At 60.8% G+C, this 19,675-nt stretch carries 16 protein-coding genes; 9 read left to right on the plus strand and 7 right to left on the minus strand.

All coding sequences use genetic code 11. The features are described from left to right. Window positions 1-43 precede the first annotated feature (43 nt). The 5 genes from BT204_RS15630 to BT204_RS15650 all read left to right on the plus strand — a co-directional run bounded on the left by BT204_RS15630 (window position 44) and on the right by BT204_RS15650 (window position 3,306). Window positions 44-964 (plus strand): secretin N-terminal domain-containing protein, encoded by a 921-nt coding sequence (locus BT204_RS15630; protein ID WP_229999634.1) that lies wholly within the window; start codon window positions 44-46, stop codon window positions 962-964. 14 nt (window positions 965-978) lie between these two features. Further along, the gene (locus BT204_RS15635) at window positions 979-1,194 is read left to right on the plus strand and encodes a FliM/FliN family flagellar motor switch protein (RefSeq protein ID WP_054897186.1); all 216 of its coding nucleotides are present in this window, start codon (window positions 979-981) and stop codon (window positions 1,192-1,194) included. A gap of 163 nt (window positions 1,195-1,357) precedes the next feature. Continuing rightward, on the plus strand, window positions 1,358-1,747 hold the full coding sequence (locus BT204_RS15640) for a winged helix-turn-helix domain-containing protein (protein WP_072447526.1): 390 nt from the start codon (window positions 1,358-1,360) through the stop codon (window positions 1,745-1,747). Window positions 1,748-1,781: 34 nt separating this feature from the next. Further along, window positions 1,782-2,201, plus strand: coding sequence for a transglycosylase SLT domain-containing protein (locus BT204_RS15645; protein ID WP_096143572.1), 420 nt, complete (start codon window positions 1,782-1,784; stop codon window positions 2,199-2,201). An 85-nt stretch (window positions 2,202-2,286) separates the two neighbouring features. Next, complete coding sequence (locus BT204_RS15650) at window positions 2,287-3,306, plus strand: quinone-dependent dihydroorotate dehydrogenase (RefSeq protein WP_072447413.1); 1,020 nt, start codon at window positions 2,287-2,289, stop codon at window positions 3,304-3,306. A 127-nt stretch (window positions 3,307-3,433) separates the two neighbouring features. Here the strand turns inward: BT204_RS15650 and BT204_RS15655 are convergent, their stop codons facing one another. After that, window positions 3,434-3,649 carry a ribosome modulation factor gene (locus tag BT204_RS15655; RefSeq protein ID WP_002553055.1) on the minus strand — a complete coding sequence of 72 codons (216 nt, stop codon included), beginning with the start codon at window positions 3,647-3,649 and terminating at the stop codon, window positions 3,434-3,436. A gap of 532 nt (window positions 3,650-4,181) precedes the next feature. Between BT204_RS15655 and rlmKL the strand changes: the two genes are divergently transcribed. Both rlmKL and BT204_RS15670 read left to right on the plus strand, forming a co-directional pair. Next, window positions 4,182-6,446 (plus strand): bifunctional 23S rRNA (guanine(2069)-N(7))-methyltransferase RlmK/23S rRNA (guanine(2445)-N(2))-methyltransferase RlmL, encoded by a 2,265-nt coding sequence (gene rlmKL, locus BT204_RS15660; RefSeq protein WP_034128371.1) that lies wholly within the window; start codon window positions 4,182-4,184, stop codon window positions 6,444-6,446. A 225-nt stretch (window positions 6,447-6,671) separates the two neighbouring features. Beyond that, window positions 6,672-9,056: a sensor domain-containing diguanylate cyclase gene (locus BT204_RS15670; protein ID WP_072447417.1), complete on the plus strand. Its 2,385-nt coding sequence runs from the start codon at window positions 6,672-6,674 to the stop codon at window positions 9,054-9,056. Between the two features lie 121 nt (window positions 9,057-9,177). On the opposite strand, the gene dacB is transcribed toward BT204_RS15670, so the two are convergent. Beyond that, complete coding sequence (gene dacB, locus BT204_RS15675; RefSeq protein WP_034128373.1) at window positions 9,178-10,638, minus strand: D-alanyl-D-alanine carboxypeptidase/D-alanyl-D-alanine endopeptidase; 1,461 nt, start codon at window positions 10,636-10,638, stop codon at window positions 9,178-9,180. A 236-nt stretch (window positions 10,639-10,874) separates the two neighbouring features. Between dacB and BT204_RS15680 the strand changes: the two genes are divergently transcribed. Beyond that, window positions 10,875-11,219, plus strand: coding sequence for a YggL family protein (locus tag BT204_RS15680; protein ID WP_003193255.1), 345 nt, complete (start codon window positions 10,875-10,877; stop codon window positions 11,217-11,219). 37 nt (window positions 11,220-11,256) lie between these two features. Here BT204_RS15680 and BT204_RS15685 read toward each other — a convergent pair whose 3' ends face one another. Next, window positions 11,257-12,447, minus strand: coding sequence for a benzoate/H(+) symporter BenE family transporter (locus BT204_RS15685; RefSeq protein ID WP_019820510.1), 1,191 nt, complete (start codon window positions 12,445-12,447; stop codon window positions 11,257-11,259). 222 nt (window positions 12,448-12,669) lie between these two features. Here BT204_RS15685 and BT204_RS15690 point away from each other — a divergent pair, with 222 nt between their 5' ends. Next, the gene (locus tag BT204_RS15690; RefSeq protein WP_014719469.1) at window positions 12,670-13,434 is read left to right on the plus strand and encodes a GntR family transcriptional regulator; all 765 of its coding nucleotides are present in this window, start codon (window positions 12,670-12,672) and stop codon (window positions 13,432-13,434) included. Window positions 13,435-13,585: 151 nt separating this feature from the next. Here BT204_RS15690 and guaD read toward each other — a convergent pair whose 3' ends face one another. The 4 genes from guaD to xdhA form a co-directional block, all read right to left on the minus strand. Beyond that, window positions 13,586-14,890 (minus strand): guanine deaminase, encoded by a 1,305-nt coding sequence (gene guaD / locus BT204_RS15695; RefSeq protein WP_034128375.1) that lies wholly within the window; start codon window positions 14,888-14,890, stop codon window positions 13,586-13,588. Between the two features lie 12 nt (window positions 14,891-14,902). Beyond that, entirely contained in the window at window positions 14,903-15,742 is an 840-nt protein-coding gene (gene xdhC / locus BT204_RS15700) for a xanthine dehydrogenase accessory protein XdhC (RefSeq protein ID WP_072447419.1), read from the minus strand. A gap of 65 nt (window positions 15,743-15,807) precedes the next feature. After that, on the minus strand, window positions 15,808-18,234 hold the full coding sequence (gene xdhB / locus BT204_RS15705; RefSeq protein ID WP_072447422.1) for a xanthine dehydrogenase molybdopterin binding subunit: 2,427 nt from the start codon (window positions 18,232-18,234) through the stop codon (window positions 15,808-15,810). Then, complete coding sequence (gene xdhA, locus BT204_RS15710) at window positions 18,227-19,675, minus strand: xanthine dehydrogenase small subunit (RefSeq protein WP_072447425.1); 1,449 nt, start codon at window positions 19,673-19,675, stop codon at window positions 18,227-18,229. Before xdhA ends, xdhB begins: the two co-directional genes overlap by 8 nt.

Raw genomic sequence — 19,675 nt, forward strand, 5'->3', positions numbered from 1 at the left:
AGTATGGCCGCTTCCTCAGGCCAGACCGCCAGGCATTCCCACGGTGCACGCTGATTTCCTCGCAACCCTCAATTGCCGCTGGCTGTACAGCGTGCTGCTGTGCGCCGCGCTGTTGCTGGGCAGTCGCACGGCCTGTGGCGAGGTGTACCAGGCACAGGATGAGGGGCTGCCGGCTTTCTTTGCTGCGTTGTCTGTGTCATTGGGCCTGCCCGTGGTGACCAGCCGTGCCGTGGCTAGTAGGCAGGTGAGCGGAGCGTTCGATTTTGCGGCGCCGCAACAGGTCATTGAAACGCTCGCCGCGCGCGAAGGCTTGATCTGGCACAGCGATGGCCAAGTGTTGCACGTCTACGCTGCCGACGAAGCGAGAAGCTCGGCGGTGGCGCTGCAACATATTAGTGTCGACAGGCTGCGTGGCATCATGCGGCGTGCAGGGCTGGATGAGCCGCGTTATCCGCTGCGCCCAAACGGGGCTCGCATGTTCTACGTGTCCGGGCCTCCCAGCTATGTCGATCATATATTGCGGCTGACGCAACTGATGGATCGACCCCCTCGCAAGTTGCCAGAGCGCCCGCCTGCATTTGGCGTGGTGCAAGTGGTCAATTTCCCGGTGGAAGATCACCCGCACGGCGTGGGTACCAACAGGGGCCTGGTACCAGGCATGCTCTCGATGATCCATGCCCGGCTATCCCAGGCGCAGAGGGTCCGGTTGGCCGACGGCCGCCTTGCGTTGCTGGCCTATCCGGATACCAACAGTGTGTTGATCAAGGGCTCGCCTGCCCAGGTGAAAGTTATCGAGAAACTGCTGGCCGAGCTGGATGTGGCCCAGGTGCTGAGTGAAACCTTGCCAGGGCAGGCGCATGCCGGTGGTGGCGACCCGCAGGTCGGGCCACCTCAGTTGACCGCCGCGCAATATGAGCGTGTGCAACGTGCGTTCCTACGGACGGAGCGCGAGTTTTCCCCCTGAAAAGGCATTTGTCCATGCACCTGGAAATACTGCTGCAGGAGCGATTGATCAGCCGCAAGCGTTTGGCCGCGTTCGCGCCGGGAAAAGTGCTGCCCTTGGACCCAGGCGTCACACGATGTGTGGAGGTGCGGGTCAATGGACAATTGATGGCGTTAGGTGAGTTGGTGCAGTTGGAGGACCGGCTAGGGGTCGAGTTGCAGGAGACCTTTCAGGAATGGCTGTCGCGATAAGGGGGCAAGCGATTTGTCTGACCGGCAGCGGCCCAAAAAAAACCATTGAATGGGTTTTTTCCTAACGCGAGTCTGCGGGGCGGTTTTTATAGTCGTGCCAATGGCAGGTGAGCCGGTTCACACAGTAAGGATTTGAATGTCAGTAGTCGATACAGAGGTGCGTATGGCCGTCGTGACGCAAGAAGCGGCGGCATCCCTGGTCTTCGCTCGCTGGACCTTGCACGGCGATGGTCGGTTGATAGGCGCGGATGCGGATATACAGCTGCCTCCCAAGGAGGGGCAGGTGCTGAGGTTGCTGCTGGCCTCCGGTGGCGCACTGATGACCAAGGACCGCTTGCTGGAACTGGCCTGGCCTCGGGGCGAGGTAGCCGATGAGTCACTTACGCGTTGTATTTATTCCCTGCGCAAGCACTTGAGGGCCGACAAAGGCTTTATCAAGACTATTTATGGCAAGGGCTATCGCTTTACATGCCCGGTACGGGTGGGTGATCAACCGAGGGCTGTCCTGCACCTGTGCGCCGTCTGTGGTCAGGCCAGTAATGTTAAAGGTTAGGGTCGGGGGCAGAGGCCTGTTGTTCAGTGTGCTGATGGGCTGTAACCCGGCATGGGCCTATTGCTGGGAAGAGGCGGCCAGCCGCTACGATCTCGAGCCAGAGTTACTGCAGGCTATCGCCTCAGTCGAGTCGGGTTACCGTGCGCAAGCAATGAACTACAGCAACCGAAACGGCACACGGGATATTGGCTTGATGCAGATAAACAGTATTCACCTGCCTCGTTTGCTCAAGCAGGGTATTACCGAAGAGCGGTTGTTGAACGAACCTTGCCTGTCGGTGGAAGTAGGCGCCTCGATTCTTGCCGATTTTATACAGCGTTTTGGCTACAACTGGACGGCAGTGGGCGCTTACAACGTTGGGCCCGGCCCCGGCCCTCAGCGTGAGGCATTACGCCTGCGCTACGCCGAGAGGATCTGGGTGCGCTATGAGGCCTTGATGGCGCAGCGTCAATGAGATCGAGTGTCATGCCTCGCATGCAACCCACCGCCGCGGCTATAATCACCGCCACCTTTTACCGCCATCCGAGTCTAGCCCGCCCATGTATAACCTGGCCCGCCAGCTGTTGTTCAAACTTTCCCCGGAAACCTCCCACGATCTGTCCCTGGACCTGATCGGCGCTGGTGGCCGCCTGGGGCTCAATGGCCTGGTATGCAAGGCACCGGCGAAAATGCCGGTGTCGGTGATGGGGCTCGACTTCCCCAACCCGGTCGGGCTGGCAGCCGGCCTGGACAAGAACGGCGCCGCCATCGACGGGTTTGCGCAGTTGGGTTTCGGCTTTGTCGAAATCGGCACCGTGACCCCACGGCCGCAACCGGGCAACCCCAAGCCCCGCATTTTCCGCCTGCCGGAAGCGGAGGCGATCATTAATCGCATGGGCTTCAATAACCTCGGCGTCGACCATCTGCTGTCGCGGGTTCAGGCGGCGAAATACACCGGCATCCTGGGTATCAACATCGGCAAGAACTTTGACACCCCTGTGGAACGTGCGGTGGATGACTACCTGATATGCCTGGACAAGGTCTACGCCCACGCCAGCTATGTCACCGTCAACGTCAGCTCGCCCAACACTCCGGGCCTGCGCAGCCTGCAATTTGGCGATTCCCTCAAGCAACTGCTCGAAGCCTTGCGCCAGCGCCAGGAAGACCTGGCCGTGCGTCACGGCAAGCGTGTGCCCCTGGCCATCAAGATCGCGCCGGACATGAGCGATGAAGAAACCGTACTGGTGGCCCAGGCCCTGGTGGATTCAGGGATGGACGCGGTGATTGCAACCAATACCACCCTCAGCCGCGTGGGCGTCGAAGGCCTGGCCCATGGTGACGAGGCGGGCGGCCTGTCGGGCGCGCCAGTGCGTGACAAGAGCACCCATATCGTCAAGGTGCTGGCGGCCGAGTTGGCCGGGCGTTTGCCGATCATCGCGGTGGGCGGTATTACCGAAGGCAAGCACGCGGCCGAGAAGATCGCGGCTGGCGCCAGCCTGGTGCAGTTGTACTCCGGCTTTATCTATAAAGGGCCGGCGTTGATTCGCCAGTCGGTGGATGCCATCGCTGCCTTGCGCTGACAATCTGCGGGGCAATAAAAAGGGCTCCATAAAGGAGCCCCTGGGCCGAAGCCCGCCGCCCGGATGGGGCGCGCGTGGTTAAGTCGTTACTCGTTCAGAGATGTGTGTCGGAATAAAGTGCCCCTGATTAGCCGACGGCGTGAAGTTCGTTGAGTCTGTGGATGCCCGCAGTGCCAGTCATACCGTCCCAGTTGTCGCCGCGTCCTTCTCGCCAGCCGTTGATCCAGGCTTGGCGTACCGACGGTAGAGTAAATGGGCAAAGCTCACGGGATTTTCCATGAACGCCATATTGATATCCGCGTAAAAATGCTCTTTCCAACGGATCACGCTTAAGTCTTCTCATAGGGTGTTTCCCTCACTTGTTGACTGTCTAGATATCCTTCGGCCTTGTCCAAGGCCGGGCAGAGTTTTTCTGCCGTTGGTGGGCTCGCTGCCGGCGTGGCGAGCCGATGTGTCGGCACCGTTACGGCGCCAACCTGTGTTGAGTTCTAACCAATAGGTCACATGTATTCAATGATCGTTTTGTCATAAGCACGTAACGATAACGATGCTATAGCCATAAGCTGGGATGGTTATTCGCCCCTTTTATAGGGCAAAGCCAGCTATGATGTGCCCTGCACAGAGGAAAGGTTTAATCCCTTGGTGAGAATGACCGCCTGTTGCAGTCGGTTATTATTCGACGAAGGGTCGGAATATTTCTTTTTATTGCACAACATTCTTCTTCTGCCTCGCCAATAAAGGCTCAAGGGCCCGTCAGACGGGGTGGAACGGCACATTCGTGCCACGCGAGCACTCTTCGAGAAAAGTGCTTGATTGAAAACCGAACCGGCGATGCGTCGCCTGTTCACTTATTGCTGAAAAGCCTGGAATGCCCCATGTCGGACCGTTTTGAACTCTTCCTCACCTGCCCCAAGGGCCTCGAAGGCCTGCTGATCGAGGAAGCCGTCGGGCTTGGCCTTGAGGAAGCCCGCGAGCACACCTCGGCCGTGCGCGGCATGGCCGACATGGAAACCGCCTACCGCCTGTGCCTCTGGTCGCGCCTGGCCAACCGTGTGTTGCTGGTGCTCAAACGCTTCCCGATGAAGGACGCCGAGGATCTTTACCACGGCGTGCTGGACATCGAATGGGCTGACCACATGGTCCCCGACGGTACCCTTGCGGTGGAGTTCAGCGGGCACGGCTCGGGCATCGACAACACCCACTTCGGCGCGCTGAAGGTCAAGGATGCGATCGTCGACAAACTGCGCACCCCGACCGGCGAACGTCCGTCCATCGACAAGATTAACCCTGACCTGCGCATTCACCTGCGCCTGGACCGTGGCGAAGCCATCCTGTCCCTGGACCTTTCCGGCCACAGCCTGCACCAGCGCGGCTACCGCCTGCAGCAGGGCGCGGCACCGCTGAAGGAAAACCTGGCGGCGGCGATCCTGATCCGCGCCGGCTGGCCGCGTATTGCGGCCGAAGGCGGCGCGCTGACAGACCCGATGTGCGGTGTGGGTACCTTTCTGGTCGAGGGCGCGATGATCGCCGCCGACATGGCCCCCAACCTCAATCGTGAACTGTGGGGGTTCACCACCTGGCTGGGCCACGTCCCGGCGTTGTGGAAAAAACTGCACGCAGAAGCCACTGAGCGTGCCGCTATCGGCATGAACAAGCCGCCGTTGTGGGTGCGTGGCTATGAAGCCGACCCACGCTTGATCCAGCCTGCTCGCAATAACATCGAGCGCGCCGGGCTGAGCCATTGGATCAAGGTGTACCAAGGCGAAGTCGGTACTTTCGAGCCGCGCCCGGACCAGAACCAGAAAGGCCTGGTCATCTGCAACCCACCTTACGGCGAGCGCCTGGGTGATGAAGCCAGCCTGCTGTACCTCTACCAGAACCTCGGCGAGCGCCTGCGCCAGGCGTGCATGGGCTGGGAAGCGGCGGTGTTTACCGGCGCGCCGGACCTGGGCAAGCGCATGGGTATCCGTAGCCACAAACAGTATTCGTTCTGGAACGGCGCATTGCCGTGCAAGTTGCTGCTGATCAAGGTCAACCCGGATCAGTTCGTCACGGGTGAGCGCCGCACTCCTGAACAGCGCCAGGCCGAACGTGAGCAAGCGGCCTACGACCAGGCCCCGAGCGAGCCGGCAGAGCGTCAGTACAACAAGAACGGCAACCCGATCAAGCCCGCCCCGGCCCCCGTGGTGGAACAGGCGCGCTTGAGCGAAGGCGGGCAGATGTTCGCCAACCGCCTGCAGAAGAACCTCAAGCTGTTGGGCAAATGGGCCAAGCGCGAAGGGGTGGATTGCTACCGTGTGTATGACGCCGACATGCCTGAATACTCCATGGCTATCGACCTGTACCACGATTGGGTGCACGTACAGGAATACGCCGCGCCTAAATCCATCGACCCGGAAAAAGCCTCGGCGCGCATGTTCGATGCCTTGGCGGCAATTCCCCAGGCACTGAACGTCGACAAGAGCCGTGTGGTGGTCAAGCGTCGTGAGCGTCAGAGCGGCACCAAGCAATACGAGCGTCAGAGTGCCCAAGGCAAGTTCACCGAGGTCAGTGAAGGCGGGGTTAAGTTGCTGGTCAACCTCACCGATTACCTGGACACCGGCCTGTTCCTCGACCATCGCCCGATGCGCATGCGCATCCAGAAGGAAGCGGCGGGCAAGCGCTTCCTCAATCTGTATTGCTACACCGCCACAGCCAGTGTGCATGCTGCCAAGGGCGGCGCGCGCAGCACCACCAGCGTCGACCTGTCCAAGACCTATCTGGACTGGGCGCGTCGCAATTTCTCCCTCAACGGCTTCTCCGACAAGAACCGCCTGGAACAGGGTGACGTGATGGCGTGGCTGGAAGCGAGCCGCGATGAATTCGACATGATTTTCATCGACCCGCCGACCTTCTCCAACTCCAAGCGCATGGAAGGCATCTTCGACGTGCAGCGTGACCATGTGCAGTTGCTCGACCTGGCCATGGCGCGCCTGGCGCCGGGTGGCGTGCTGTACTTCTCCAACAACTTCCGCAAGTTCCAGCTGGAAGACAACCTCAGCGAACGCTATGCGGTCGAGGAGATCAGCGACAAGACCATCGACCCGGATTTTGCGCGCAATGCCAAGATCCACCGCGCCTGGAAAATCACAGCACGCTGATTTTTCCCTGTAGGAGCGAGCTTCTGTGGCGAGGGAGCTTGCTCCCGCTGGGCTGCGCAGCGGCCCCCGGAAACTTGCGGGCGCTTCGCACCCGAGCGGGAGCAAGCTCCCTCGCCACAATAAGCCCGTTGACGGTTTTGCGCTGGTCAAACCCATGACCGATGGCTATAACTTAAGCCCTAGCCAAAGTGACACCCCCGCACACTGGCGCTGTGAGTGTTGCCTATGCCGATGCAAGTCGTTCGCCCGAAAATCCTTGGTTTTATCAGTGAGCAGGCATCGGCTTGGCTGGTGGCATTGGTGGTGTTAGTGGTTGGTAGCGCGCTGACGGTGGTCGTCGCGTGGGCGGCGTCCGACCTGTATCAGCAACAGGTGCGCCAGCGGTTCCAGTTGCTGGTCAACGAGCGCTACAGCCGCATCCAGGAACGTTTTGAAGACCAGGAACAACGCCTGGGCAGCCTGCAGCGTTTCTTCGTCAATTCCGGCGAGGTGTCCCGCAACGAGTTCGACGGTTTCGCCAAACCGCTGTTGTTGCATGCCCGTGCTTATGCCTGGGCACCACGGATATTTCGCACGCAGCGCAGCCTGTTTGAACAGGACATTTCTCGCCAGCGTGGCATTCCCTTCAGTATCCGCGAACTGAATACCTCCGGTGAATTGGCGCCAGCGGCCGAGCGCGATGAATACGTACCGGTGCTGTACAGCCAGACGCAGAGTTTGCTGGGCTCGCCGCTGGGCTTTGATTTGCTGGCGCAGCCCCTGCGCCGTGCAGCGCTGGAGCGTGCACAACAAAGCGGCCAGTTGGCGGTGTCACAGCCCATGCAATTGGTGGGGGTGGAGCCCGCTTATGCGGCAGGCGTGTTATTGGTGGCGCCCGTGAGCAAAGTCGCGGGGGCCGAGCCTTATGGTTTTGTGATGGCGGTGATCAGCATGCGCCAGCTGGTGGCCGAGGGGTTGCCCAGGCCCAACCGTGACAACCTGGTGATGCAGATCGTAGACACCTCCGACACTCAGCAACGGGTGTTATATGCGTCCAGTAACGCGTTGGGCAGCAGTGGCTTGACGGCTGCACGCCGCCTCTCCCTGGGCGATCATGTCTACGCTCTTAGCCTGAGCGCCAGCGAAGTGTTCGACAGGGCCAACCATTCTTCGATGCACGCCATTCTGGCGATGGGCGTGTTGCTCAGCGCCTTGCTCAGTGCGCTGCTTTACATGTTGGTCAGCCAGCGCCAGCGCGCACTGAAACTGGTGGAGCAACGCACCGTTCAATTGCGTGCCCGTGAGCAGGAGTTGCGTGGCGCCCATGGGCAACTGCGCAGCGTGTTGAATGCGGCGACTCAAGTGGCGATCATTGCCACTGACCTGCGCGGTGTGATCAACACCTTCAATGCCGGTGCCGAACAGATGTTGGGCTTCAAGGCCGAGGAGGTGCTTGGGCATATGACCTTGGACCGTCTGCATGTGGCCGTGGAACTCGACGCCCGCGCCGAGGCGTTGAGCAGGGCGCTGGGCAAGCGCATTCCAGCGAGTCAGGCGATGCTGGTGGAGAGCCCGGACAGTCAACATGAAGGACGTGAGTGGACGCTGGTGCGCAAGGATGGCAGCCAGTTGACGGTCAACATGTTGCCGACCGTGCTCTTGGATGACCATGGCCTATGGGTCGGGCACCTGGCGATTTACCTGGATGTCACCGAGCAAAAGCGCGCCTATGAGGCCCTTGCCGTCCGCGACCGCCTGCTGAAAAAACTCAGCGCCCATGTGCCTGGTGGCATCTTCCAGTTCACCCTGGAGCCCCAGGACAACGGGCGTTTCATCTATGCCAGCGAAGGCATGCGCGATATCTATGAAATCGAGCTGGGCATGCTGCAGAAGGATGCGCACACGGTGCTGGAGCGCATTCACCCTTTGGATCTGGAGCGAGTGCGTGCGTCGATACGCCTTTCTGCGTTGCAAATGAGCCATTGGCGAGAAGAGTACCGCGTGCAATTACCCCAGCGAGGCCTGCGCTGGATTCGCGGCGAAGCGACGCCGGAAGAGTTGCCGGGAGGCGGTACGCTTTGGCACGGTTATGTATCGGATATTTCTGATCTCAAACGGGTCGAGGAAGAACTGCGCGCGCTGTCCATCACCGACTCCCTGACAGGGATCTATAACCGGCGCTATTTCCAGGATCGTCTCAAGGGCGAAATGCTTCGGCTCAACCGTATATCTGGCGCGCTGTCGTTGATCATGCTCGATATCGACCACTTCAAGCGCATCAACGATCAGCACGGCCATGCCGTGGGCGACAGCGTGTTGCAGGAGTTGTGCAAGCGTATCGGCCAACGCTTGCGCCGCACCGATGTGTTTTGCCGGATCGGCGGGGAAGAGTTCGTGGTGCTGTGCCCCAACACCGATGGCGCTCAGGCCTACAGCCTGGCGATACAGTTGTGGCAGTCGTTGCGCGATGCGGCGATGGAACCGGTGGGAGTGGTCACCGCCAGCTTCGGCGTGGCCAGTTGGCGGGTTGACGAAGGCATCGATGGGTTGCTGCTGCGCGCTGATTCGGCGGTGTATGTGGCCAAGCAGGCGGGCAGGGATCGGGTCGAGGAAGCCCTGATGCTTGAGTGATCGTTCCCACGCTCCGCGTGGGAATCCATTCCTAAGACGCTCCGCGTCACGCCTTGAGCGCGGACGCAGAGCGTCCAAAAAAGCATTCCCACGCAGAGCGTGGGAACGATCAGAGGGGTGCTTAGAGGACCGGCGCGGCCGCAACGGCCTTCGGCTGGCGATACAGGTCCAGCAGCACCTGATCCAACACCGATGACGCCCCCCAAGGCTTGGAGTCGTTGAGAATAGCCACCACCGCCCAGGTATTGCCATTGTTGTCGCGGCTGTAACCGGCAATGGCGCGTACGGTGTTCAAGGTGCCGGTCTTCACATGGGCTTCGCCGCGCAGGGCTGTGGTTTTCAGGCGTTTACGCATGGTGCCGTCGGTGCCGGCGATCGGCATCGAGCTGATGTACTCTGCTGCATAAGGGCTTTTCCACGCCGCTTGCAGCATGGCCGCCATCTCTCGGGCGCTGACCCGTTCGGCGCGGGACAGGCCGGAGCCGTTTTCCATCACCAGGTGCGGCGCGGTGATGCCTTTTTTGGCCAGCCACTGGCGCACGACACGTTGCGCGGCCTTGGCATCGTCGCCATCGGCATCGTTGCGAAACTGTGCACCCAGGCTCAGGAACAACTGCTGGGCCATGGTGTTGTTACTGTATTTGTTGATGTCACGGATGATCTCCGCCAGGTCCGGTGAGAAGGCGCGAGCCAGGACTTTTGCATCCTTGGGCACCGGTGCCTGGATATCACGGCCCTGGATGGTACCGCCCAACTCTTTCCAGATCGCCCGCACGGCGCCTGCGGTGTAGGTGGCGTGGTCGAGCAGCGACAGGTAAGTCTGCGAGCTGCAGCCATCACCCAATTGGCCGCTGACGGTCACGGTCACGCTGCCGTCGGCGGCGGTCACCGGGCTGTAGCGCACGTCACCGGTGCACTGCTTGGCGTTGGTGACTTTCACCTGGTTGTCGATGCGAATGCTGGCAATCGGCGGCTCGACCGATACGATCACCCGCCCCGAATCATTGCGGGTCACGAAGCGCAAGGCCTTGAGGTTGACCAGCAAAGCGTCGGGCTTGACCAGGAACGGCTTGTTCTCATCGTTGCCGTCGTCGTTGAACTCGGGTAATTGCGGCTGGTTGAAGAAGTTACGGTCCAGGACCAGATCGCCGGTGACTTGCTGAACGCCATTGGCGCGCAGGTCGCGCATCAGCAGCCAGAGCTTTTCCATGTTCAGCTTGGGGTCGCCGCCGCCCTTGAGGTACAGGTTGCCACGCAATACGCCGCCGCTGAGAGTGCCATCGGTGTAGAACTCGGTCTTCCACTGATGGTTGGGGCCGAGCATTTCCAGGGCCGCATAAGTGGTGACCAGCTTCATGGTGGAAGCCGGGTTCACCGAGACGTCGGCGTTGAAAACCGTAGGGGTACCAGGGCCGTTCAGGGGCAGCATCACCAGGGACAGCGCGGTATTTTGCAGCTTGGCCTTCTGCAAGGCCTGCGCAACGCTGGGTGGCAGGGTGTTATTGACGGGAGCAGCGGAAACGGAAAAGGCCAGGGGCAAGACAACACTGGCAAGTAACACTGAACGCAAAGATTTGATCATAAGAAATAAAACCCTACTGCTGAGGAGGGTGAAAAAGGCGAGGGGTACGGAAGAAAATCCCTCATTGGTCACGAAAGTGTCGGCATTATGCCCCAAGCTGGCGCTGCTTGTAGCTGAACGATAGCCGCTAATTGCGGTTTTTTTGCGCGCATTTGCCCGTCGGTCCCAGAGAGTCGGGCAATTGCCGCCTTAAACTGCTAAAGTGCCGCCCGTTAATACTTATGAGGATTGTTCCAATGGCGACTAACCGTTCCCAGCGTCTGCGCAAAAAACTGTGCGTTGATGAATTTCAAGAGCTGGGTTTCGAACTGAACCTGGACTTCAACGAAGGCCTGAGTGAAGAAGCTATCGACGCTTTCCTCGAAGCATTCATCAAAGAAGCCATGGAAGCCAATGGCCTGGGCTATGTCGGCGGCGATGACTACGGTCTGGTTTGCCTGCAAAAGCGTGGCTCGGTCTCCGAAGAGCAGCGTGCTGCGGTCGAAGCCTGGCTGAAAACCCGTTCCGAGCTGACCAAGGCTGAAGTCAGCCCGTTGCTGGACGTGTGGTATCCGGAAAAGCCGATCAACGCGGCTAAGTGATACTGAAAAAAACGGCGACCTGAGGGTCGCCGTTTTTTTATGCCTTGCGCCAATTCAGAATCAGCAGCGTCAACACCCCCGCCACAATCCCCCAGAACGCCGACCCGATGGAAAACAACGTCAAGCCTGACGCCGTGACCATAAAGGTAATCAGCGCCGCTTCCCGTTCCTTCGGCTCATTCATGGCGATGCTCAAGCCATTGATGATCGAGCCAAACAACGCCAACGCCGCAATCGACAGCACCAGTTCCTTGGGCAGGGCTGCGAACAATGCTGCCAGCGTGGCGCCGAATACCCCGGCAATCCCATAGAACACCCCACACCACACCGCAGCGGTGTAGCGCTTGTTGCGGTCTTCATGGGCGTGCGGCCCGGTGCAGATCGCGGCGCTGATCGCCGCCAGGTTGATGCCGTGGGAGCCGAACGGTGCCAGCACCAATGACGCCAGGCCAGTGGTAGTGATCAACGGCGACGCCGGCACGGTGTAGCCGTCGGCTCGCAGCACGGCTACGCCGGGCATGTTCTGCGAGGTCATGGCCACCACGAACAGCGGAATGCCGATGCTGATGGTCGCCGCCAGCGAGAAGTGCGGCGTCGTCCAAACAGGCGTCGCCACCTCCAGATGAAAACCGCTGAAATCCAGCAGCCCCATCAGCCCTGACAAGGCGGTACCGATGAGCAAGGCGGCCAGCACGGCATAACGCGGCGACAGGCGCTTGATGATCAGGTAGGTGAAGAACATCCCCAGCACCAGCCCGGTACGATGCTGGGCGGCGACGAAAATCTCGCTGCCGATCTTGAACAGGATCCCCGCCAGCAACGCCGCCGCCAGTGACGCCGGAATCCGCTTGACCAGTTTCTCAAAGCTGCCGGTCAACCCGCAGAGCGTCACCAGTACCGCGCAGGTGATGTAGGCACCGATGGCCTCGCCATAGCTCACGCCGCCCAGGCTGGTGATCAGCAGCGCCGCGCCAGGGGTGGACCAGGCGATGGTGATCGGTGTGCGATAGCGCAGGGACAGGCCGATGCTGCACACCGCCATGCCGATGGAAATCGCCCAGATCCACGAAGAAATCTGCGCCGTGGTCAAGCCGGCGGCCTGGCCGGCCTGGAACATCAGCACCAGGGAGCTGGTGTAGCCGGTCATCATGGCGATAAAGCCGGCGACGACGGCCGACGCAGAAGTGTCGGCCAGCGGGCGCAAGGGCGCTTGGGTGGCGTCGGTCATGGAGAGGTGTTCCTTATTGCCGGGAATTTGCCGCTGGCGGCTCTGATTCAAGCCTAAACTCAAACGTAACGAGTCATTGCAATACAGCCGAGCCCGCAAACAGCCGTACAGTGTGTTGGCGCAGTGGGTTGTGTACAATGTGCGCTGTTTTTAGGTGATACTTGCCAGCGACACGCTGTTGCCGTATTACCGTTAATTCGCCGTTCTCAAACCCGAGTGCCCATGAACGAACAGTTGCAACCTCTCAAGAAACAACCGCGAGCCGGCAAGGCCGGTCGCAGCGGAACCCAGGACGATATCGTCTATGCGCATATCTTCGAGGCGATCCTTGAACAACGCCTGGCGCCCGGAACCAAATTGAGTGAAGAGGCACTGGGCGAGATCTTCGGCGTGAGCCGCACCATCATTCGCCGCGCGCTGTCGCGCCTGGCCCATGAAAGCGTGGTACTGCTGCGGCCCAATCGCGGTGCGGTGGTTGCCAGCCCAAGCGTTGAAGAAGCACGCCAGGTGTTCATGGCCCGGCGCCTGGTGGAGCGGGCGATCACGGAGTTGGCGGTGCAGCACGCCACGGCCGAGCAGTTGGCCGAGTTGCGCCAGATGGTCAACGACGAGCGCGACAGCTTCTCGCGCGGTGATCGCGGCGCCGGTATCCGTCTCTCTGGCGAATTCCATTTGAAGCTGGCCGAAGCCGCGAAGAACGCGCCGCTGATCAGCTTCCAGCGCAGCCTGGTGTCCCAGACGTCATTGATCATCGCCCAGTACGAAAGCGGCAACCGCTCGCACTGTTCCTACGATGAGCACACCCAGTTGATCGACGCGATCGAAGCCCGGGATGCGACGTTGGCGGTGAACTTGATGATGCATCACATGGATCACATCGACAGCAAGCTCAACCTCGATGAAGAGAGTGCGTCGGATGATTTGCATGCGGTGTTTTCGCATCTTTTACAGACTAAAAAACCTGGGCGCTCGTCTGTAAAGTTGTAAACCCAATCAAATGTGGGAGCGAGCTTGTGTGGGAGCCGGGCTTGCCCGCGATGCAGGCGCCGCGGTGTATCAGTTACACCGCGGTGATGCTATCGCAGGCAAGCCAGCTCCCACACAAGCCAGCTCCCACATTGGTTGTATGTAGCTTGAATCAGCGCTGGTGCACCAGTTGCCCGGCTGCATAGGTTTGCAACACCGTCCGGTCATCCCCCAACGTCATCAGCACAAACAACGTCTCGGCAATGTTATTGGCCTGTTTCAGGCGATAGCTCAGCAGCGGCGTGGCGTTGTAATCCAATACCAGGAAGTCTGCATCGGTACCCGGCTGCAACGTGCCGATCTTGTCTTCCAGGCGCAGCGCTCGAGCGCCGCCCAGGGTTGCCAGGTACAGCGACTTGAACGGGCTCAAGCGCGCACCTTGCAGCTGCATGACCTTGTACGCTTCGTTGAGGGTTTGCAGCAGCGAGAAGCTGGTGCCGCCACCCACGTCGGTGCCCAGGCCCACGTTCAAGTTGTGTTTCTCGGCCATCGGCAGGTTGAACAACCCACTACCGAGGAAGAAGTTCGAAGTCGGGCAGAACGCCACCGCCGAACCGGTCTCTGCCAGCCGTGCGCATTCGTCGTCGCACAGGTGTACGCCGTGGGCAAACACTGAGCGCTCGCCGAGCAGCTTGTAATGGTCGTAGACATCCAGGTAGCCGTTGCGCTCCGGGAACAGCTCATTGACCCACTCGATTTCCTGCTTGTTCTCGCTGATGTGGGTCTGCATATACAGGTCTGGGTATTCGCCCAGCAACTGACCGGCCAGCGTCAGTTGCTCCGGCGTGCTCGTAGGGGCGAAGCGTGGCGTCACCGCGTAATGCAGGCGCCCCTTGCCGTGCCAGCGCTCGATCAGCGCCTTGCTTTCCTGGTAGCCGGATTCGGCGGTGTCGGTCAGGTAGTCCGGCGCGTTGCGGTCCATCATCACCTTGCCGGCGATCATGCGCAGGTCGAGTTTCTCGGCCGCTTCAAAGAATGCATTCACCGATTGCGGGTGCACGCTGCCGAACACCAGCGCTGTGGTGGTGCCGTTGCGCAGCAGTTCCTTGATGAAGATATCGGCGACTTCTTCGGCGTGAGCCTTGTCGGCAAACTGGCTTTCACAGGGGAAGGTGTAGGTGTTGAGCCAGTCCAGCAACTGCTCGCCATAGGCGCCGACCATACCGGTCTGCGGCAGGTGGATATGGGTGTCGATCAAGCCAGGGGTGATCAGCGCGTCCTGGTAATGGGTGATGTCGATATCGGCGGGCAGGCTCGGCAGCAGGTCGCTGGCGTGCCCGAGGGCACTGATCTGGCCGTTGTCGATCACCAGCAGGCCGTCCTCGAAATATTCATAAGAGGCTTCGATCCCCACGATGGCAGGGTCGGCGATGCTGTGCAGGATGGCGGCACGGTAGGCTTTGCGAGTCAAAGGCATGATCGTCTCAATTCAGATAGCGTGGCTGCGGCGCGAAGCCGGCAGCAGTTTGGCAATAGGTTCGGCGCCGGCAAGATGCTGGCCGAAATTGGCGTTATAGGTGGCGATGATTTCACCGGCGATGGAGATGGCGATCTCCACCGGAAGCTTGCCCTTGACCTCGGGGAGGCCCATGGGGCAACGCATGCGTTGCAACTGCGCGGCGTCAAAGCCGCGATCACGCAGGCGGTGTTCGAATTTGACCCGCTTGGTTTTCGAGCCGATCAGGCCGAAGTAGGCGAAGTCGTTGCGCTTGAGCAGGGCGGCGGTCAGTTCCAGGTCCAGCGCGTGGTTGTGGGTCATGACGATGCAGTAGCTGCCTGCAGGCAGGTCGGCAATTTCGTCGACCGGCTCTTCGCTGACAATTTTACGCACGCCTTCGGGGATGTGCTGCGGGAATTCCTGCTCGCGGGAATCGATCCAGCGCACCCGGCAGGGCAGACTCGCCAGCAATGGTACCAACGCACGGCCGACGTGGCCGGCGCCAAACACGGCGATGTGCGCTTGCGCCTGGCCCATGGGTTCGAACAGCAGCACGGTCACGCCGCCGCAGCACTGGCCCAGGCTGGCGCCGAGGCTGAAGCGCTCCAGATGGGTGTTCTGCTGGCCGCGCACCAGCATGTCCCGGGCGATCTGCATCGCCTTGTATTCCAGGTGCCCGCCGCCGATGGTGTCGAAGGTGTGCGCGGCGCTGATGACCATTTTGGAACCGGCGTTGCGCGGGGTTGAGCCGAGTTCTTCGATGATGGTGACGAGCACGTAGGGTTCGCCCTGGTTTTGCAGGGTGGCGAGGGCGCTGATCCAGTTGTCCATGTCTACCTCCAGTCAGATCGTTCCCACGCTCCGCGTGGGAATGCATACCGTGACGCTCAGCGTCACTAGAGCGGACGCACAGCGTCCAGGGCGGCATTCCCACGCGGAGCGTGGGAACGATCAACAGCCTTTAGCGCCCGCAACTGCCGCATCTGTTCACACCCCCACAACACCCGCTCGGGCGTGGCCGGCGCATCGATCCTGGGCTGCTGGCGATAGTCAGCCAAGCTCGCTACCGCATCCTTGATCGCACACCACGAAGCAATCCCGAGCATGAACGGCGGCTCGCCCACGGCCTTGGAATGGAACACCGTGTCCTCCGGGTTCTTGCGGTTCTCTACCAGCTTCACCCGCAGGTCCAGCGGCATGTCGGCCACGGCCGGGATCTTGTAGCTGGCCGGGCCGTTGGTCATCAGCTTGCCCTTGTTGTTCCACACCAGCTCTTCCATGGTCAGCCAGCCCATGCCCTGGATGAAGCCGCCTTCCACCTGGCCGATGTCGATGGCCGGGTTCAGCGAAGCGCCGACGTCATGCAGGATGTCGGTGCGTAGCATCTTGTATTCACCGGTCAGAGTGTCGACGATCACTTCGCAGCAAGCCGCCCCGAAGGCGTAGTAGTAGAACGGTCTCCCGCGTGACTGGCTGCGGTCGTAGAAAATTTTCGGGGTTTTATAGAAACCTGTGCTGGAGAGCGATACCTGGGCGAAATACGCCTGCTGGATCAACGCCTCGAAGCTCAGGATCTGCTCGCGCACGCGCACATGGCCGTTGCGAAACTCCACGTCCGCCTCGCTTACGTCATACTTGCGCGCCGCAAACTCCACCAGGCGCTGCTTGATGGTTTCGGCCGCATTCTGCGCGGCCTTGCCGTTCAGGTCGGCGCCGCTGGAGGCAGCGGTGGGCGAGGTGTTGGGTACCTTGTCGGTGTTGGTGGCGGTGATCTGGACGCGGTCGATTTCTACCTGGAATACCTCGGCCACGACTTGCGCGACCTTGGTATTCAAGCCCTGGCCCATCTCGGTGCCGCCGTGGTTCAGGTGGATGCTGCCATCAGTGTAGATATGGATCAGCGCGCCGGCCTGGTTGAGGAAGCTGGCGGTGAACGAAATACCGAATTTCACCGGGGTCAGCGCCAGGCCTTTTTTCAGGATCGGGCTGTGGGCGTTGTACAGGCGGATTGCTTCGCGGCGCTCGGCATATTGGCTGCTGGCTTCCAGTTCGGCGGTCATTTCTTCGAGCATGTTGTGCTCGACGGTCTGGTAGTAGTGGGTGACGTTGCGCTCGGTCTTGCCGTAGTAGTTGGCCTTGCGCACCGCCAGCGGGTCTTGGCCCAGATGGCGCGCGATGGCGTCCATTACCTCTTCGATGGCGACCATGCCTTGGGGGCCGCCGAAGCCGCGATAGGCCGTGTTGGAGGCCGTGTTGGTCTTGCAGCGATGGCCATTGACCGTGGCGTCGCCCAGGTAATATGAGTTGTCGGCGTGGAACATGGCGCGGTCGACAATCGAGTTGGACAGGTCCGGCGAACAACCGCAGTTACCCGCCAGCTCCAGGTTGATGCCGTGCAGTCGGCCGTTGTCGTCAAACCCCACGTCGTATTCGATATAGAAGGGGTGGCGCTTGCCGGTCATCAGCATGTCTTCGACCCGTGGCAGGCGCATCTTGGTCGGCTGGCCAGTGAGGCGTGCCACCACGGCGCACAGGCATGCCGGGCTGGCGGCCTGGGTTTCCTTGCCGCCAAAGCCACCGCCCATGCGGCGCATGTCGACCACGATCTTGTTCATCGACACATCCAGCACTTCGGCCACCAGCTTCTGCACTTCGGTGGGGTTTTGCGTGGAACAGTAGACGATCATGCCGCCGTCTTCGGTGGGCATCACCGAAGAGATCTGGGTTTCCAGATAAAAGTGTTCCTGGCCACCGATATGCAAGGTGCCCTGGATACGGTGCTTGGCGCTTGCCAGCGCAGTGGCCGAATCGCCGCGCTGGTGGGTGTGGCTGTCGAGCACGAAGTGCTTGTTGCGAAACGCCTCGACCACATCCAGTACCGGTTCCAGGTCTTCATATTCGATCACCGCCGCCATCGCCGCCTTGCGTGCGGTCTCCAGGTCGCGGGCGGCCACGGCCAGTACCACCTGGCCGACGAACTGCACGGTGTCGATGGCCAGCAGCGGGTCGCCGGGCATCAACGGGCCAATGTCTTTCAGTCCCGGTACGTCTTCATGGGTGATGGCAATGCGTACGCCGTCGAAGGCGTAGCAGGGCGCGGTGTCGATGCTGATGATCCGGGCATGGGCGCGGTCGGACATGCGCGCATACAGGTGCAACTGGTTGGGAAATTCCAGGCGGTCGTCGATGTACTGCGCTTCACCGCTGACGTGCTTGGCGGCGCTGTCATGCTTGACGCTGCGACCTACCCCGGTGGTGAGGTCCTGGGCAAAGAGTGCGGCAAGTTCGGCCTGGGTTTTTACCACGGCGTGATGGTTAGACATAAGCGGTCACCCGAGTCTCGATGTGCGGCGTTTGCAGTTCGATGAAGTATTTGCGCAGCAGGTTTTGCGCGCTGAGCAGGCGATATTCCTTGCTGGCGCGGAAGTCCGAGAGTGGGGTGAAGTCCTGTGCCAGGGCGGCGCAGGCTTTCTCGACCGTGGCCAAGTTCCAGATGGCGTCCACCAACGCGGCCTCGCAATTTTTTGCGCGTTTTGGTGTGGCGGCCATGCCTCCGAAGGCAACGCGAGCCGCGCTGATCACACCGTTGTCGATGTTCAGGTTGAACGCTGCGCACACCGCGGAAATATCGTCGTCCAGGCGCTTGGACACCTTGTAGGCCCGGAACAGCGTGTGGCCCTTGGGCACGATGATGGTCTCGATGAACTCGCTGTCCTGGCGCGCGGTGACGCGGTAGTCGATGAAGTAGTCTTCCAGCGCCAGGGTGCGGCGGGTGTTGCCTTTGCACAGCACGATCTGGGCGCCCAGGGCAATCAGCAGCGGCGGCGAATCACCAATCGGCGAAGCGTTGCCAATATTGCCGCCCAGGGTGCCCTGGTTGCGGATTTGCAGGGAGGCGAAGCGCTGCAGCAGTTCGCCGAAGTCCGGGTATTCGTGGTGCAGCGCGGCGTAGCAGTCGGAGAGGGCGGTGGCCGCGCCGATTTCCAGGCGGTCGTCGAACTGCTCGATGCGCTTCATGGCTTCAATGTTGCCGACGTAGATCATCACCGGCAGGGTGCGGTGGAACTGGGTGACCTCCAGCGCCAGGTCAGTGCCGCCGGCCAGCAGGCGGGCTTGCGGGTAGGCGTCATAGAGGTCGGCCAGGTCGGCGACGGTCAGTGGCACCAGGCAGCGCTTGTCACCGCTGTTGAGTTCACCGGTTTGCGTCGGCGCGATGGCTTTGAGGCGGGCGATGGTTTCAGCCTGGCGGCTGTCGAATTGATCCTGGGGTTTGTTGCAGCAGGCCTGTTCGGCGGCGGCGAGGATCGGGCGATAACCGGTGCAACGACACAGGTTGCCGGCCAGGGCTTCATGGGCTTTCTGGCTGTCGGGTGCATCGCTGTTCTTTTGCAGGGCAAACAGCGACATCACAAAACCTGGGGTACAAAAGCCGCACTGCGAACCGTGGCACTCGACCATGGCCTGTTGCACGCTGTGCAGTTGGCCCTGGTGCTTGAGGTCTTCGACGCTGATCAGTTGTTTGCCGTGCAGTGACGACACGAACGTCAGGCAGGAATTGAGGCTGCGATAACGAATCTGCTCGACGCCTTGCTCGTCGGTGTGCAACTCGCCGACCACCACGGTGCACGCGCCACAGTCGCCGCTGGCGCAACCTTCCTTGGTACCGGATTTGCCCACATGCTCGCGCAGATAATTGAGCACGGTCAGGTTGGGGTCCAGGGCGTGCTCGCTACGGAGTTCCTGGTTAAGTAAAAACTGGATCAC

It is taken from the genome of Pseudomonas sp. NFPP02, assembly GCF_900119355.1.
GTDB classification, from domain to species: Bacteria; Pseudomonadota; Gammaproteobacteria; order Pseudomonadales; family Pseudomonadaceae; genus Aquipseudomonas; species Aquipseudomonas paracarnis.

Excerpts from the sequence above, each read along its gene's own strand:
- BT204_RS15635 (WP_054897186.1), top strand. The coding sequence starts at position 979 with ATGCACCTGGAAATACTGCTGCAGGAGCGATTGATCAGCCGCAAGCGT.
- BT204_RS15640 (WP_072447526.1), top strand. The coding sequence starts at position 1,358 with ATGGCCGTCGTGACGCAAGAAGCGGCGGCATCCCTGGTCTTCGCTCGC.
- BT204_RS15645 (WP_096143572.1), top strand. The coding sequence starts at position 1,782 with ATGGGCTGTAACCCGGCATGGGCCTATTGCTGGGAAGAGGCGGCCAGC.
- BT204_RS15650 (WP_072447413.1), top strand. The coding sequence starts at position 2,287 with ATGTATAACCTGGCCCGCCAGCTGTTGTTCAAACTTTCCCCGGAAACC.
- BT204_RS15655 (WP_002553055.1), bottom strand. The coding sequence starts at position 3,649 with ATGAGAAGACTTAAGCGTGATCCGTTGGAAAGAGCATTTTTACGCGGA.
- rlmKL (WP_034128371.1), top strand. The coding sequence starts at position 4,182 with ATGTCGGACCGTTTTGAACTCTTCCTCACCTGCCCCAAGGGCCTCGAA.
- BT204_RS15670 (WP_072447417.1), top strand. The coding sequence starts at position 6,672 with ATGCCGATGCAAGTCGTTCGCCCGAAAATCCTTGGTTTTATCAGTGAG.
- dacB (WP_034128373.1), bottom strand. The coding sequence starts at position 10,638 with ATGATCAAATCTTTGCGTTCAGTGTTACTTGCCAGTGTTGTCTTGCCC.
- BT204_RS15680 (WP_003193255.1), top strand. The coding sequence starts at position 10,875 with ATGGCGACTAACCGTTCCCAGCGTCTGCGCAAAAAACTGTGCGTTGAT.
- BT204_RS15685 (WP_019820510.1), bottom strand. The coding sequence starts at position 12,447 with ATGACCGACGCCACCCAAGCGCCCTTGCGCCCGCTGGCCGACACTTCT.
- BT204_RS15690 (WP_014719469.1), top strand. The coding sequence starts at position 12,670 with ATGAACGAACAGTTGCAACCTCTCAAGAAACAACCGCGAGCCGGCAAG.
- guaD (WP_034128375.1), bottom strand. The coding sequence starts at position 14,890 with ATGCCTTTGACTCGCAAAGCCTACCGTGCCGCCATCCTGCACAGCATC.
- xdhC (WP_072447419.1), bottom strand. The coding sequence starts at position 15,742 with ATGGACAACTGGATCAGCGCCCTCGCCACCCTGCAAAACCAGGGCGAA.
- xdhB (WP_072447422.1), bottom strand. The coding sequence starts at position 18,234 with ATGTCTAACCATCACGCCGTGGTAAAAACCCAGGCCGAACTTGCCGCA.